Source organism: Paraburkholderia caffeinilytica, from assembly GCF_046030355.1.
GTDB lineage: Bacteria > Pseudomonadota > Gammaproteobacteria > Burkholderiales > Burkholderiaceae > Paraburkholderia > Paraburkholderia caffeinilytica_B.
In genome coordinates this window covers 1-14,826 of record NZ_JAQQCQ010000016.1, presented here as the reverse complement: position 1 = coordinate 14,826, position 14,826 = coordinate 1, and the positions used below count along the sequence as shown (strand labels likewise).

15 protein-coding genes are annotated in these 14,826 nt (G+C 61.1%); 8 read left to right on the top strand and 7 right to left on the bottom strand.

Translation table 11 applies throughout. From position 1 onward, the window contains the following. The first annotated feature begins 198 nt into the window (after window positions 1–198). The 5 genes from PQQ95_RS22955 to PQQ95_RS22935 all read left to right on the top strand — a co-directional run bounded on the left by PQQ95_RS22955 (window position 199) and on the right by PQQ95_RS22935 (window position 4,547). Complete coding sequence (locus tag PQQ95_RS22955) at window positions 199–1,305, top strand: O-antigen ligase family protein (RefSeq protein ID WP_408441019.1); 1,107 nt, start codon at window positions 199–201, stop codon at window positions 1,303–1,305. Window positions 1,306–1,450: 145 nt separating this feature from the next. Next, on the top strand, window positions 1,451–2,461 hold the full coding sequence (locus PQQ95_RS22950; RefSeq protein WP_408441017.1) for a glycosyltransferase family 4 protein: 1,011 nt from the start codon (window positions 1,451–1,453) through the stop codon (window positions 2,459–2,461). Beyond that, window positions 2,458–3,264, top strand: a complete 807-nt coding sequence (locus PQQ95_RS22945) for a heparin lyase I family protein (protein WP_408441014.1) — start codon at window positions 2,458–2,460, stop codon at window positions 3,262–3,264. Before PQQ95_RS22950 ends, PQQ95_RS22945 begins: the two co-directional genes overlap by 4 nt. Window positions 3,265–3,327: 63 nt before the next feature. Continuing rightward, entirely contained in the window at window positions 3,328–4,062 is a 735-nt protein-coding gene (locus PQQ95_RS22940) for a WecB/TagA/CpsF family glycosyltransferase (RefSeq protein ID WP_408441011.1), read from the top strand. A gap of 56 nt (window positions 4,063–4,118) precedes the next feature. Further along, window positions 4,119–4,547 (top strand): serine O-acetyltransferase, encoded by a 429-nt coding sequence (locus PQQ95_RS22935; RefSeq protein WP_408441008.1) that lies wholly within the window; start codon window positions 4,119–4,121, stop codon window positions 4,545–4,547. Between the two features lie 19 nt (window positions 4,548–4,566). Here PQQ95_RS22935 and PQQ95_RS22930 read toward each other — a convergent pair whose 3' ends face one another. Continuing rightward, on the bottom strand, window positions 4,567–5,106 hold the full coding sequence (locus PQQ95_RS22930; RefSeq protein WP_408441005.1) for a hypothetical protein: 540 nt from the start codon (window positions 5,104–5,106) through the stop codon (window positions 4,567–4,569). A gap of 327 nt (window positions 5,107–5,433) precedes the next feature. Beyond that, window positions 5,434–6,057: an IMPACT family protein gene (locus PQQ95_RS22925; protein WP_408441002.1), complete on the bottom strand. Its 624-nt coding sequence runs from the start codon at window positions 6,055–6,057 to the stop codon at window positions 5,434–5,436. Window positions 6,058–6,192: 135 nt separating this feature from the next. On the opposite strand from PQQ95_RS22925, the gene PQQ95_RS22920 reads away from it, so the two are divergent. Further along, the gene (locus PQQ95_RS22920) at window positions 6,193–6,819 is read left to right on the top strand and encodes a LysE family translocator (RefSeq protein ID WP_408440999.1); all 627 of its coding nucleotides are present in this window, start codon (window positions 6,193–6,195) and stop codon (window positions 6,817–6,819) included. Between the two features lie 56 nt (window positions 6,820–6,875). Here the strand turns inward: PQQ95_RS22920 and PQQ95_RS22915 are convergent, their stop codons facing one another. Both PQQ95_RS22915 and PQQ95_RS22910 read right to left on the bottom strand, forming a co-directional pair. Next, complete coding sequence (locus tag PQQ95_RS22915; protein WP_408440997.1) at window positions 6,876–7,244, bottom strand: hypothetical protein; 369 nt, start codon at window positions 7,242–7,244, stop codon at window positions 6,876–6,878. Window positions 7,245–7,592: 348 nt separating this feature from the next. Further along, a complete protein-coding gene (locus PQQ95_RS22910) occupies window positions 7,593–8,273 on the bottom strand; it encodes a TetR/AcrR family transcriptional regulator (protein ID WP_408440994.1) in 681 nt (226 codons plus the stop codon). A gap of 65 nt (window positions 8,274–8,338) precedes the next feature. On the opposite strand from PQQ95_RS22910, the gene PQQ95_RS22905 reads away from it, so the two are divergent. After that, the gene (locus PQQ95_RS22905; RefSeq protein ID WP_408440991.1) at window positions 8,339–8,977 is read left to right on the top strand and encodes a glutathione binding-like protein; all 639 of its coding nucleotides are present in this window, start codon (window positions 8,339–8,341) and stop codon (window positions 8,975–8,977) included. 22 nt (window positions 8,978–8,999) lie between these two features. Here the strand turns inward: PQQ95_RS22905 and PQQ95_RS22900 are convergent, their stop codons facing one another. Beyond that, window positions 9,000–9,257 (bottom strand): DUF2866 domain-containing protein, encoded by a 258-nt coding sequence (locus PQQ95_RS22900; protein ID WP_093632986.1) that lies wholly within the window; start codon window positions 9,255–9,257, stop codon window positions 9,000–9,002. Between the two features lie 345 nt (window positions 9,258–9,602). Here PQQ95_RS22900 and PQQ95_RS22895 point away from each other — a divergent pair, with 345 nt between their 5' ends. Further along, window positions 9,603–10,718 carry a GGDEF domain-containing protein gene (locus PQQ95_RS22895; RefSeq protein WP_408440988.1) on the top strand — a complete coding sequence of 372 codons (1,116 nt, stop codon included), beginning with the start codon at window positions 9,603–9,605 and terminating at the stop codon, window positions 10,716–10,718. Between the two features lie 50 nt (window positions 10,719–10,768). Here the strand turns inward: PQQ95_RS22895 and PQQ95_RS22890 are convergent, their stop codons facing one another. Both PQQ95_RS22890 and PQQ95_RS22885 read right to left on the bottom strand, forming a co-directional pair. Next, window positions 10,769–12,565 (bottom strand): peptidoglycan D,D-transpeptidase FtsI family protein, encoded by a 1,797-nt coding sequence (locus tag PQQ95_RS22890; protein ID WP_408440985.1) that lies wholly within the window; start codon window positions 12,563–12,565, stop codon window positions 10,769–10,771. Between the two features lie 466 nt (window positions 12,566–13,031). Beyond that, window positions 13,032–14,576, bottom strand: a complete 1,545-nt coding sequence (locus PQQ95_RS22885; protein ID WP_408440982.1) for a methyl-accepting chemotaxis protein — start codon at window positions 14,574–14,576, stop codon at window positions 13,032–13,034. Between the last annotated feature and the right edge of the window lie 250 nt (window positions 14,577–14,826).

Genomic DNA, 14,826 nt, shown 5'->3' with positions numbered 1-14,826 from the left:
TCACTACACCCGCGGAGTGCCCAAAGGGGCATGCCCGCGCAGAAGTCGGCACGACGGACACCTATCACACTGGGATGGCTCATATTCGCGGGTGGCCTTGCGTTGTCGCCGTTCGCGGATTTTCTGTCCGTCAGAGCCGCGCATGGGTTCGATACCGCGGGTGGCGACGCCCGTTACTCGTTGTTCGTTCGGGGGAGCATGGTGGCCGGGCTGCTGTTGGTGTTGTTGGCGAGCGGCAGGTTGAGACTATCGAGCTGGCGCACCGCTTTGCTAGCTGTGATCGCAATGCTGGCGGCAGCCGTGACCTACACGTTCGGCGATATGTCGGGTGCGGAGTTTGCCCAGCAGGTCGTCTTTATTCTCAAAGTGTTCTCCTTCTTTGTGTGCTTTGCGGTGCTATCGGGAATGAGCGACCGGCAACTGGAGGGGCTCGAACCAATCGTGCGCTTCACGCTGCTCGCCTACGCATTGTCAATTGTCGCGGGCGCAGCGTTTTCGATCGACATGTTTCGTAGTTACTGGGCCGACACGCAGATCCGGTCCGGCTACAAGGGCATCGTGTACGCGCAGAACGAAGCATCCGCACTGATGATAGTGGGGCTGGGCTACGGCCTGCTTAGCGTGCTGAAGTCCGGTTGGTCGATACGGAACGGAATGCTGATTGGCAGCATCGTGCTGGCTTCGAGTTTGGTCGGCACGAAAGCCGCGATGGCCGGGGCCGTTGTGGTGACCTGTTCGTATTTCTATTCCAGGCACCGGGTACCGCAGGCGACGGCACGCGCGCTCGGTGTCGTCGGTACATTGGCCGGTATCGCGGTGGTCGCTTATCTGGCGATGCCGAGTGTCAGGAGCGCCGTTGCGCTTAGCCTGCAATATTTTATGTATCAGCACGACCAGACTGGCGGTACCGGCTTGCTCACCCTGATCCTGTCCGGACGTGACGTCAAGTTTGCGAATGTGTGGGACGACGTGGCGAAAGAGGGTTACGTGGCGCTGCTAACGGGTGGCTATCCGGTGGTGCGCTATCTCGTCGAGATCGACGTGCCGGATCTGGTGTTGGCGATGGGCCTGCCGGTTTGTGTCCTTTACTTACGGGGCATGGGGAAGGCGTTCATTTACGGCGGAACCGGCACCGCGCCGCGTTTTGGCAAGTGGTTTTTTATCGTTCTGATGGCGACGGCATGCACGGCGGGGCACGTCCTCGTGTCCGCGATCATTAGCCCTTACCTGGCCATGATCGCCGTGCTTCTCAAGCGTGCTGCGGACGAGCATCGTGCTTCACGAGGAAAGTCCGGCGATGCCTAAGCACAATGACGCCGGCGCGAACACGCGCCATGAAACGCAGCCGTTACGGGTGTTGCACGTAGGCCCCGGCCGGGGACAGCGAGGCGGCATTGCATCCGTTCTCGCTGAACTCGGTGCGCAACGGAGCCTTTTCGAGCGCGAGGCCGTGACGTCGGCAATCTTTGAAACGCGTGATTTCAAGAGTGCGAGATCGATGTTGTGTTTTTTCCTGCTCGATATTCCGCGCTTTCTGGCTGCGATGTTGAAAGGCGTCGATCTGGTTCACTTTCACGTATCGGTCCGTGGGTCCTTTTACCGAAAATTCGCCCTATACGTGCTTGCACGGCTTGTCGGAAAGAAGACGATTTTCCATCTGCATGCAGGAAACTTCAGGACATTCTGGAGCACCGGTGGCTCGATTACCCGTCAAGCGGTGTCATGTTTCATTCGCGGGGCGGACGGTGTGGTGGCGGTGTCGTCAGCGATCGCGGCTGAGCTTCAGGACTACCGGGGTGGTACGCACGGCCTGTATGTGATCGGCAACACCGCATGTGACGCCGAGGCGATGGCAGGTGTGGCGCTGCGCGACAAACCGGACGCGATGGGCGCGGATTTCACTCCGTACGTCGCGTTTGTCGGCAGATTTACGGAAGGAAAGGGGATCGACGAGCTGTTGAAAGCGACGGCGCTGTTGACCCGTCAGGGGTTGAACTTCCACCTGAGATTGGCGGGGACCGGCGACACAGATAGATGGATGCGTGCAGCGGTTGGCTACGGCGTGAGCGATCAGGTGCGCTTCGTCGGCTGGCTACAGGGCGACGAAAAACTCGCGTTCTATCGCGACGCCAGCCTGTTTTGCATGCCGAGTCATTTCGAGGCGTTTGGCATCTCGACACTGGAGGCTATGTTTATCGGCCGGCCGGTGGTCGGCACGGAAGTGGGCGGTTTCCTGGATTTGGTCGAGGACGGGGTGACAGGCTACCTGGTGCGTCGCGGCAATGTGCGCGAGCTTGCGAAAAGAATCCGGCATTTGATCGAGCGCCCCGATATCGCGCATGCGATGGGTAAAGCAGCAGTTTCCCGGGCATTGAGTCGCTATTCGGTCGGGGCGGTGGTGAGTCAGTACGTTCACTGCTACCGGACAGTGAGTGTGCGACAAGGAAAGGAATATCTATGAACGGCAGGTTCGTCTTTCGATGGATCGCGATCGGTATTTTTGGATTCCTATTCAACGTAGTTAACGCACAGGACATGAGTATTACCTGGTCGGATCCGCAAATGACAGCGTTGGCGAGCACATACGACAAGCTGTTCTCGACAACATGGAGCGGCGGCATTGATGCGGGCATCGGTGTGCAGGCGAATGCCGGCGATATTGTCGTAGTTGACGATCCCGTGATGGCCGGAAGAAAGGCCATACGCGTTCAGATGTCGAAATCCGAGAACTTTTCGAAGATTGCTAACGGCGTTCCTCGCGCGGAGTTGATCTTCCCGAAAGCGGTGCGTTTTTCGCAGGGTCCGGACTATCTGCTTAGGTGGAGCACGCTCATTCCTGCCGGGTTCAAATTCGATGCCAAACAGGCGGTCATTGTCACGCAGGTCCACCAGGGAGAGTGGACGGGCGGCCCGACGATCGCGCTCGCATTGCAGGGCAATCGGTACGCAATTTCAGAACGCGGCGGGGCGAATACAACGACCGTTTCAGCGGGGAAGTGGCTGTGTTGCGCCGACGCTGATCAGGGCAAGTGGGTCAACTGGGCGCTGCGCTATGTTGCCGACGATTCCGGTCACCATGCATCGACTCAATTGTGGAAGGACGGGCATTCGGTGTTTGCCTCGCAAGGGACACCGAACGCTTATATCGGTGTGCAGGACGCCTATCTCAAGATGGGACTGTACAAGGCCGGATGGAATACGTCGCCATCCGATGTCAGTGAAGTTACGTTGTTCTTTGGGCCGGTTTCGGTCTCGAAGAAATGAGTATGACGTCCGCGTTTAACTATGGACGCGGACGCCGGCGAGGCGAGAAGAGAGAGCAGTTTGATGAAGCGTATCGAAGTACTTGGGTGTCCAATGGATGCGGCGACGATGGATGAAACCGTTGCCGAGATTTCGAAGAGGGCTATTGCGAAGCAGTTCACGCAGCACGTGGCGGTCAACGTGGCGAAGCTCGTGCATATGCAGTCCGATACGGAACTCGCGAAGTCGGTCCGTTCCTGCGACCTGATCAGCGTCGATGGAATGGGTGTGGTCTGGGCGGCCCGGATGCTCGGTCATGCGGTTCCGGAACGCGTGGCGGGCGTTGACCTTTTCGACAGGCTACTTGCGGAGGCCGCGAGGCTTGGGCTGCCGGTGTATCTGCTCGGTGCGACGGAAGAGGTTGTCGCGCGAGTGGCCACACTATGCGCAATACGCTATTCGGGCCTTCGGATTGCTGGCTATCACCACGGCTATTTTGGCGCTGACCAACAACCGGTTGTCGACCGTATTCGCGAGTCCGGAGCACGGATGCTTTTCGTGGCGATCACTTCACCCACCAAGGAAAATTTCATTAACCGCTGGAAGAGCGCGCTGGGTGTCGACTTCGTTATGGGCGTCGGCGGAACGTTCGACGTAGTGGCCGGTAAAGTTAGCCGGGCGCCTCGCTGGATGCAAAGGGCGGGTCTGGAATGGCTTTTTCGCGTCCTGCAAGAACCGCGTCGAATGTGGCGCCGCTATCTGGTGACGAATAGCCGGTTTGCACTGATGCTGGGTAAGGCGCTGATTGTTCAGCGCTAGCGGATCGCCGGGACGAGTGGACAACTGCTCCGGTCTTTTTAAACAGGACGAGTTTCATGTTGTATCTCTATCGGCTTGCCCATTTGCTTTATTGTTTGCGCGTGCCCTTTCTCCCTTGGCTTTTGAAGGTTTTTAACCGGGTTGTGTTCTCGGTGTCCTTGCCGCCTTCTGTCACGGTTGGGCGCAATGTGGTATTCGGCTATCAGGGGCTCGGCATTGTCGTGCATCGGCAGGCGGTGCTGGGTAACGATATCGTTATTGCGCCCCATGTGGTGATTGGCGGCCGGGGCCAGCCGGGTGCGCCGGTGATTGGCGACAACGTTCTGATCGGCGCGGGCGCATGTATATTGGGACCGGTGACGATCGGTCGCAATGTGAAGATCGGTGCACACGCGGTTGTCACAACCGACGTGCCGCCCGATGTGACGGTAGTGGGCGTCCCGGCTCGAATCGTTCAGCCGCGACAGGAAGGCGCAGTGTTATAAACCGATTCAGCCCATCCGCTCAATTCACCGAATTGACAAAGCCCGGGTCGCTGATCAATGCGTCGACGCTCAGTTTGACCGTGTCTTCGATCGCGATGGTATTGCTGGTGAATTTAGGCGATTTCTGCCGGACTGTCTTGATGGTTGAGAACACAACCTTCTGGGTCGCGACATCGGTCACGACATAGCGCATTTTCAGCGTCCAGAACGCCGGTGACCGCGCGTCGTCCACCGTGAACTTCTCGATGCTGCCGCTCAGAACTTTTCTGCCTTCGGTGAGATGAAAGCCGGCGACCTGCAAGCTGCTGGCAATGCTGTTGCGCACGGCCTCGTTGATATCGTTTTTGAGCACGATGCCGGTCATTGCCGTGTTTTCGATCCGGTTCGGCGAAACCTGGCCGTTGCGGGCCGGCATATAGGCGAAATCACGGGCAGGGGCGACGCTGAGCCAGCCGGTTGAATGCGCGGGCGCGCGCGGCGGGGAATTCAGGCCGAACCACGACCAGGAGCAGGCGGACAGCATCAACGGCAGTGCGACGATGCCGCAACCCTTGAGCACGGCGGATCTCAGGGCCGGACGCACGGGACCGGGCGATGGCCGCAGAGACTGACTCTGTTGCGGCGACGCGGGCGCCGTGCTGGAAAAAGCGGCGGTCGAGGTCAGAGGAGTTGCCTTTTAAGTTGAGTCATCCGGTACAGAGCAGCATGGTAACAGCGAGCCGATCCCGTGCATCTTCTTAACAGGATCAGGATCCGGAATTCTCGAACGATTCAAACAGTCACGCTCATCATAACGAGCGGTTTCTCCAATAGACACCGCGTCATTAGAGGATGGCTGCTACCCGAATTGCATGAACGTGGTTACGGCAACAAGAGGGTAAAACGGTCAAAAAAACCCGGCCTTACCCTGCGTCATATCCACCAGGGCTAGCCGGGCATCATCCACCGCATTGACGGGCAGCCGCACCGTCATCTTCACCAGCATTCCGTAGGCACTGTCTACGAGTCCATAACCTTCGGCCTCGATCCATCTCCTCACTTTTGCTTCGTCGGCATAGCTTACTTCGACGACCAGCGTAACCAGAGCAATTCTCTCCACCCGCGGCGCGTCCAATAGTGCTGAGGCAATTGCATCGGTATACGCTCGCACCAAGCCACCGGCGCCCAGTTTCACGCCGCCGTAATACCGCACGACGGCGGCCAGCACGCCGTCCAGATCATGATGCCGCAGCACTTCGAGAATGGGCCGGCCGGCGGTTCCGGACGGCTCGCCGTCGTCGGACATGCCTGACTGGCCTCCTGCCAGCAGCGCCCAGCACACATGTGTCGCGCCAGGATGCGCCTCGCGCAAGCGTCGCAACTCAGCCATCGCGGCGTCGCGGTCGGCGACCGGTATCGCATGCGCGATGAAACGGCTCTTGCGAATCTCGAGTTCCGCGGAGAGCGGCGCGGGCAAGGTATAAGTGGGCAAGGCAAAAGGCTTCAGTGAATGAAAAGATCCGGGCCGCATGCGGCGCTCATGCGGCCCGGTGTCCGCAATGGTAACGGATCAACGGATCGCCGGCGGCTAATCGGCGAACGATCTACAATCGTCCGCTAAACATGCGCCGGTCCGCGGAACCGGGCGCGCCACAAAGGAGATGACATGCTTGATCTTTCTACGCTAGGAACCTTCGTTGCCGTTGTATTAGGGCTCTTTCTGATTCCCGGTCCTGCCGTGCTGCTGGTTTTGACCCGCACGGTGCATGGTGGGCGCAAGGCCGGCATACTCACCGGTCTCGGTATCGCAGTGGGCGATTTCATACACACGTTAGGCGCGTCGGTTGGCCTGTCGGCCCTGCTGATGACGTCGGCGCTCGCCTTCAATGCCGTGAAATTCGTCGGCGCAGCCTATCTCGTCTATCTGGGCATTCGCGCCTTGCGCGAAAAGCAGGCAAGCGCCCATTTGCCGGCCGTCGCACCGGTATCCGCTTCCAAAGCCTTCTTTCAGGCGATTCCTGCCGAAGTGTTGAACCCCAAGACCGCGCTGTTTTTCCTCGCGTTCCTGCCGCAGTTCGTGCGCCCCGAGCACGGCTCCTCATTTCTGCAGTTCACGACGCTCGGACTGATCTTCGTCGGCATGAGCGCGCTTTATACGACGCTGATCGTGCTGACCATTCGTCCGCTGGGCAAATTCGTCAAACGCCTGACCTGGCTCAGCCGCTGGCAAAACAAGATCATCGGCGTGCTGTTCATTTCGCTCGGCCTGCGCGTCGCGACGCAAACGCGCTGAAGCGGCCGCGCGCCGATTTTCGTTTGGGTGCGCGGAAATACGCTGGCACGCTCAAGCTAGATATTCCGGCGCTGCCGCCGCAGGCGGCCCTCACGTGCGTATTCCATCTGCCCCTGGGTACGCACGGCGAGCTTTTCCTGTTCGGCGCGGCTCATCTGCCGCGTATCGTCGATATCACCCACGCGCAGCACTTCCTGCGCGATCCGTATGCGTAGCGTCATTAATGGTTCGCCGCGTTCAACGAGCGTGCGGTCGGTGGCGCGCGCCTGCTGGACGCCGCTGTCGATCAGATTGCGCAACTCCAGCAGCGTGAGTCGTTGACGCTGGATCTCGAGGATGAGCCGCTGGACGGCTTGCTCGTCGCGCGTGCGCCACCAGGCGCGCAGTTCGGCGAGCGTGGGAGGGTCGAAGGGAGGAAGGCGCATTGTTCAGACGAAAAATACTGTATATATGTACAGTATAGCCCGTCTTTTTTACAGCAACGCGTCGCGCGCGCTGACCGGCTCATGCCCCCGCACCGAGGGGCGTTACAACGCTCAGGTAACGCTCAGGTGAGCGCGAGCATGATGGAGGTGGAGACCACGATGATGAAAAGACATGTGGCGGTAATCAAGTCGTACGGATAGCTCATGTCGGAACCGTAGCGTGTCGGGCGGAAACGCCCATCATAGGCAAAACCGTTCCACGCGACTGTCAAGCATTGCAAAGGCGGCTACCCTCGGCCGCCTGTGATCCGGGTGGAAACCGAACGACGCGAGCGCAACACTTTCCGCCTAGCGTCCTCGTCCCCTCGCTGAGGTTTTGCCCGTTGCCGGTACAGGTGACTCGCCAGTATTGCCGCATATCAACGCCACCCCCGCAGCCGCCGTCGCCCGCAGTGACGCGCGCGAATCGCCCGCGCGGGCGCGCAACGCAAGGCTGTGCAAAATCGCCGACGCGATCTTCGCGAGGAGGGGCGGCTGCGCATCGGCGGCCAGTTCGCCCGCGGCCTGCGCCAGCTTGAAGCGCTTCTCGAAGGCTTTGTCGTAGATGCGCAGTCCCTCGGCAAGCATGGTGCGGACTTCGGCGTCATCCCCCGCCTCGACCGTGGCGGTGCCGATCATGAAGCAGCCGAGTGGATCGCGGTCGGCGGGGAGGTACCACGCGAGCGCGTTGTCATAAACGCGCAGCAGTGCCTGCGGCAACGACAGGTCTTCGCCGAGCGCGTGAACCATCGCGACCCGGCCGGCCTCGATATAACGCTCCAGCGTGGTCAGATACAACGCATGTTTGTCGCCGAATGCGCCGTACAGGCTCGGGCGATTCATGCCTGTCGCGACGCTCAGTTGATCGAGCGAGGTGCCCGCATAGCCGCTGCGCCAGAATACATCTCTTGCATCGGCGAGCGCCTGGTCGGAATCATAGGCACGCGGACGGCCGCGCGGGCGGACTTCTTTTTTTGTACCGGTCTGCATAAAAATATGGCGGAAGTGATTTATATGCAATATAGTACAAAAACACCAACGACAGGGGATTCCCCATGGATCTGTACTTCTCGCCGCTCGCCTGTTCACTGGCCACCCGAATCGCGTTGTACGAGGCGGGGGCACAGGCTGGGTTCATCCAGGTCGACACGAGGTCGAAAAAGCTATTGGACGGCTCGGACTTCTATCCGATCGGTCCGCTTGGGCAGGTGCCGGTGCTACGCACGGACGAAGGCTGGCTGTTGACCGAAAACACGGCGATCCTGCCGTACGTGGCCGATCATTTTCCGGCCGCACGGCTTGCGCCTGCCGCGGGCACGGCGCAGCGCGCGCGGTTGCAGCAATGGCTCGGTTTCATCAGTACGGAATTGCACAAGGTGGTGTTCGTGCCGCTGCTCGACGCGAGCGCGTCCGAAGACGTGAAGCGCTATTCCCGCGACAGGGCCGCGTTGCGGCTAGGCGTTCTGCAAGCTCACCTGGCGCAAAGCGAGTATCTGCTCGACGCATTCAGCGTGGCCGACGCGTATCTGGTCACCGTGTTGAACTGGGCATCGCATGGCGGCATCGATCTGTCGCAATGGCCGGCGGTTGCGGGTTACTACAAACGGTTGATGCAGCGGCCGAGTGTCGCAAAAGCCGCAGGGGAAGAGTTCGCCCTGTTCGAGGAAGAGGTGGCGAAGCGCGCGAAAAACTGAGGGCAGCTTGCCGGCTGTGCGATTAATCGTCGCCGTGCTGGCAGAAACGGCGCCCCGGAATGTGCGACACGACCGCCTGGGCGATTTCGAGTGGCGTGCTTTCCGCGGGCACCACGCGGCGACTCGATTCGGGGGTGTGCTTCATGGTCCATTCGACGAGTCTGTACGAGCGTCCCCAAGGGGGCTGCAAGGGGTCCGAGACCTTGCACGAGTGGATCTGACGCACCCATTCGTTGCCGGGCATCGCGCGCAAATGCTCGAATACCGTGTCTTCTACCATTGTTTGACTCCTTCTTCGCAGGCATGCTGTCCATCTATCGGCGCGTCGGCGACATCCCTCGGGGAAAAAAGCGCCGCCGATGTTCTGGCGGCTCAACAGGGGATGTTGGGTGCCATAGTTACAGGTAAGAATTAAGCCAAACTTAAGATCACGCTCAAATTCCCGCGCTTGATCCTGCGCTTGTTCCCGTGCTTGATCCCGCACTTGATGCTTCGACCTGATCGCCCCGTTAAAGCGCTGTTTGGCGGGCGTGGTGATCCAACCCTCAAGACCTCGCGGAATTAGCCGTTATTACAGCGGTTGGGGCTGCCGACCCCGCTTCGCCTCCGGGCCCGCATCAATAACGTGACGAATCTCGCTCAAACGCCGCTTTCAGACCGCCTGCGCTCGCTCGTCGATACCGTGCAGCACAACGAGCGCACGCTGCGCCGCTTCCAGAACGTCGAATTGAGGTTGATCGGCGCGCAGGATTTCGCGTCGTTTCTCGACACGCTGTTTAGCCATTTGCCGCAGGAGTTTTCGTTGGCGAGCGTGACGTTGTGGCTCGACGACCGCGCGCCGATGCTGCTCGAACTGCTCGATCCGGGCGCTTTGGATGCGCTCGACCAGCCCAATCTGAGAACGTCACGCGAAGGAGGGCTCGCGGCCCAAGGTCTGTGCGACGAGGGACGGCCATGGCTAGGCAAACTTGGCCAACTGGATGAAATGGCGCGCCGCGCGTTCTTCGGTAACGTCGACATGCCGGCGAGTGCGATCTTGCTGCCGCTTGCCGCCGGCGAAACCGTCAGCGGTTATCTATGCCTGTGCAGCGACGACCCAGGGCGTTTCGCCGAAGGCATGGGCACGGATATTCTGGAGCGCTTTGCGAGCATCGTCACGGCGAGTCTCGACAATGTCGCGCATCGTGAGCGGCTCAAGCAACTCGGTATGACCGATTCGCTGACCGGCCTCGCCAATCGCCGCTACTTCGATGAACGGCTGCGCGAGGAAATCATGCGAGCCGTCCGGTATGGCGTGCCGGTCGCGTGTCTTTTCATCGATATCGACAGCTTCAAGCGTATCAACGACACCTACGGACATCAAACTGGCGACCGCGCTCTGGCGGCGGTGGCGGCCTGCGTGCGGCAGCAGGTGCGGCTGGGCGATACCGTGGCGCGTTACGGTGGCGAGGAGTTTACCGCGCTGCTGCAAGGCGATCGGGCCGATGCGCTGACCGTCGCCGAGCGTGTGCGGCTGGCTGTCGAAAAGCTGGATTTGCAGGACGACCACGGCGAACGCATTGCGTTGACCGTATCGATCGGCGTGGCGGCGCGCACGATTACCGGCGCCCCGGCCGACGCGCACGCACACGGCCACGCGATGATGGAAGAGGCGGATCGGGCGATGTACCAGGCCAAACGCAACGGCCGCAATCGCATCGAGGCGTTGGTGAAAGCGGGCAGCGATAACGCGCCACGCTAACGGTCGCCGCTGCAACGGTCAGACGCGATTCACGGCGCAACGGATCCTCCTCACGCATCCGGCGGCACGCCCAGCAATTGCAGCGCGCCACCCGTCACCGCGCCGAACACCGGCCCGGCCACCGTCCCGCCATAGAAGGCCTTGCCGGCCGGGTCGTCGATCATCACGGCGACGATCAGCCGTGGGTCGCTCATCGGCGCCATGCCGACAAACAGGGCGCGGTAACGGTTTTTCGCGTAAGTCGCGCCGACCTGTTTGCGCGCCGTGCCGGTTTTGCCGCCGATCCGGTAGCCTTCCACCACGGCGGCGCGCCCTGTGCCGCCAGGTCCGGTGGCCATTTCGAGCATCGAACGGATCGCGCGCGCGGTGGCGGGCGTTGTGACCGCATGGCCTTTGAGGGGGGGCTCAGTCGTGCCACCCACACCCACACCCGCACCCGCACCCGCACCCGCACCCGCACCCGCACCCGCAGTCCCGTCCGCGTTCCCATTTCCGTTATTACGCAACAGACTCACGTGATGCAGGGTGCCGTCGCCGGCATAGGCGGTGTAGACCTGCGCTATCTGCAGCAGCGAAGTGGACAGGCCGTAGCCATACGCCATGGTTGCCTGTTCGATCGGACGCCAGCGTTTGTACGGGCGTACCTTGCCCGACGCGACACCCGGGAAGGTCAACTCGGGCCTCAACCCAAGCCCGTATTCCTGATACTTGTTCCAGATCTTCTCAGCGGGCAGATTCAGTGCGAGCTTGGCGAGCGCGATATTGCTCGACTTCTGCACCGCTTCGGCGACGGTCATCGCACCGTGATTCGAGGTGTCGTGAATCACCGCCGGGCCGATCTTGTACCAGCCCGGCGCGGTATCGATGATGCTTTGCGGCCGCACCTTGCCCTCGTCGATCGACAGCGCGACGACGACCGGCTTGATCGTCGAGCCCGGCTCGAAGGTGTCGACCACCGCGCGATTGCGCAGTTGCCGCCCGGTGAGCCGCGCGCGGTCGTTCGGATCGAAGCTCGGATAGTTGGCGAGCGCGAGAATTTCCCCGTTGCGCGCATCGAGCACGACCACGCTGCCGGCTTCGGCGTGATGTTTGGCGATGGCGTCCTTCAGTTGTGTGTACGCGAGTTGCTGGATGCGCCGGTCGATCGTCAGATGGATGGTGTCGCCGTTCTGCGCGGGCACCCGCGGCCGGGTCTCGGACACCACCCGGCCCAGGCGGTCGCGGATCACTTCGCGTTGGCCCGGCACGCCGAGCAGTTGCTCGTTGGCGGCGAGCTCGACGCCTTCCTGGCCGTTGTCCTCGATATCCGTGAAGCCGACCACGTGCGCCGCCGATTCGCCTTCGGGATAAAAGCGCTTCGAATCCGCGATCTGCGTGATGCCGGCGAGCCCCAGTTTGTTGAGATGATCGGCGGTGTCGGCATCCACCTGGCGCTTGAGCAGCACGAAGGTTTTGTCGCCGTTCAGACGCCGGCGCAATTCCGCCAGCGGCAGGTCGAGCAGCTTCGAAAGCGGTGCGAACGAGGCTTCGTCGAGCAGCTTGGGGGAGGCCCAGATCTCGTAGGTCGCGAGGCTGACGGCGAGCATCGAGCCATTGCGATCGACGATGCGCCCGCGTGTCGCGTCGAGTTCGAGCGTGCGCTGATAGCGCTTTTGCCCCTGATCGACGTAGAAGTCCTGATTGACCACCTGCACCCAGAACGCGCGCGCCGCCAGCGACGCGAACGCGCCGAACACCAGCAGGACGACAAGTTTCGAGCGCCACATCGGCAGGCGCGCGGCCAGCAACTGGTTCTTCGCGACGGGCGCGTACGGATCGTGCGACTGCGATTTCTTCTTTTGGATCATGAGTGCGAGTAACGAACAGCAGTGCGAGGGCGAGAAACCGGCGAGGCCGGTGGTCGGTTACGCGTGACTGTCGAGCGTGCTCCTCGAGTGAAAGCCGCACGCGCGTGGCGTGCAGCGGGATTAGCCTGCGCCGCCCGAATCGGCGGCGATGAATACCTTGCGTTGCGCAGCCATTTGGCATGGGCTGCCGCAATCGACGCTGCCTCGATTGTAATAAGAACGTAATCTGGATGCGAGATCCATGCAAGGGGACATTGTTGCGGGATCGGACGTGACGGCCACGGGCGCAGACGCTGGCGCCACAAAAAAGCCGCGCGGACTTGAAAAATCCGCGCGGCTGGCTCGTTCGATTAATGCGTCGACTCCGACGCGGCGTGTTAAAGAGGCGCTCTCTGCCTGTAGAGCGCCTTCTTTTTGTGCATCTCTTTTCTGCTGGTGCCCCGCTGCCTGAAAAGCGCCGGCGGCCTCAGGCCGGCAAAGCGAAGCTCGAGATTGCCTCGCGCAGCACGCCCACCTGATCCTTCAGCGAATGGGCCGCGGCAGCGGCTTCTTCGACGAGCGCGGCATTCTGCTGCGTGACCTGATCCATTTCGCCGACCGCGCGATTGACCTGTTCGATGCCCGCGCTCTGTTCGCGCGACGCGTTGCTGATTTCCTCGAGAATTTCGTTCACGCGACGCACCGACTGCACGATTTCGCCCATGGTCGAACCGGCGTTGGCGACCAGCGAAGCGCCTGCTTCGACGGTATGAGTGGAAGTTTCGATCAGCGCCTTGATTTCCTTTGCGGCCGTGGCCGAGCGCTGCGCGAGGCTGCGCACTTCCGCGGCGACCACCGCGAAGCCGCGTCCCTGCTCGCCCGCGCGGGCCGCCTCGACGGCTGCATTGAGCGCGAGAATGTTGGTCTGGAACGCGATGCCGTCGATCACCCCGATGATGTCGCCGATCTGCCGCGAACTGCTGGTGATTTCGCCCATCGTGCGGACCACGTCGTCGACGACGCGGCTGCCGCGCGTGGCCACATCCGCCGCCTGACCGGCGAGTTGCGCCGCTTGCAGTGCGCTGTCCGCGTTCTGCTTCACGTTGACCGTCATCTGATCCATGCTCGACGCCGTTTCGACGAGCGCCGCGGCCTGTTCCTCGGTGCGTTGCGAGAGATCCGTGTTGCCGGCGGCGATTTCGGTCGCGCCGATGTTGATGTTGTCGGTACCGAGACGCACGCGCGACACCGTATCGACGAGACCGGCCTGCATGGTGTGGAGCGCGTGCAACAGACTGCCGCCCGTGTCGTTCGCTTGCAGCGGCACGCGGGTGGCGAGATTGCCGTGCGCCATCAGTTGGGCCGCTTCGACCGCGACTTCGAGATCGCCGCCGAGCGTACGGCGGATGCTGCGCAACACCAGCAGCATGACCGTTGTGGCAATCGCGCCGAGCGTCACGGTGATGACGAGCCAGCGCAGCAGATTGGCGTAGAACGCGTGCTGCACGTCGTCCATGTACATGCCGGTGACGAGATACCAGTCCCACGGCGCGAAGTGGCCTGCGTAGCTGGTTTTGGCCACCGGTTCGCTGCTGCCCGGCTTGGCCCACAGATAATCGACGAAGCCGCCGCCGTCACGGCTGCCTGCTTTGACGATATCGACGAACAGATGGTTGCCGGCCGGGTCGGTGAATTGCGCCAGTTTCTTGCCGACCATTTCCGGCTTGAACGGGTGCATCAGCATGACCGGCTGGGAGTCGTTGACGGAGATGTAGCCGTCCTTGCCGTAGCGCATGGCGGCGAGTGTGTCGAGCGCCTGCTTTTTGGCGTCGTCTTCGGTGATCGTGTGTTGCTGGGCGAGCGTGTAGTAGCGGTTGACGATGTGATCGGCCTGGTCGATCAGGGAGGTCAGTTGATCACGACGGTCCGAGATCATCGACGCGCGGTTTTGCCATGCGCCGAAGCCGCCGATCAGGATCAGGCCGATCCAGAGGACCGCGATCATTGAGGCTAGTTTTTTGTTCAGAGTCATAGCGATGGGCTTTCTGCTTTCGCTTTCGCGAGGTGGTCGGTCAGGGTGGTTGTGCTTTCACTTTTTTGGCTTTGTAGCGAGTGGCTTGTCGCTGACTGTGTTTACGGCTTGGGGGGCTTTGCTCTGCAGGGGAGGGGAAACCCGCTGTTTTTTATTTGTCTGACTAAAAAAGGGGTTTTGCCTGCGGCGCTTGGTGTTTGTGTTTTTAGCGGTTTGGCCTTTTCTTGAATTGCTAGTGGTTTATTAGCGT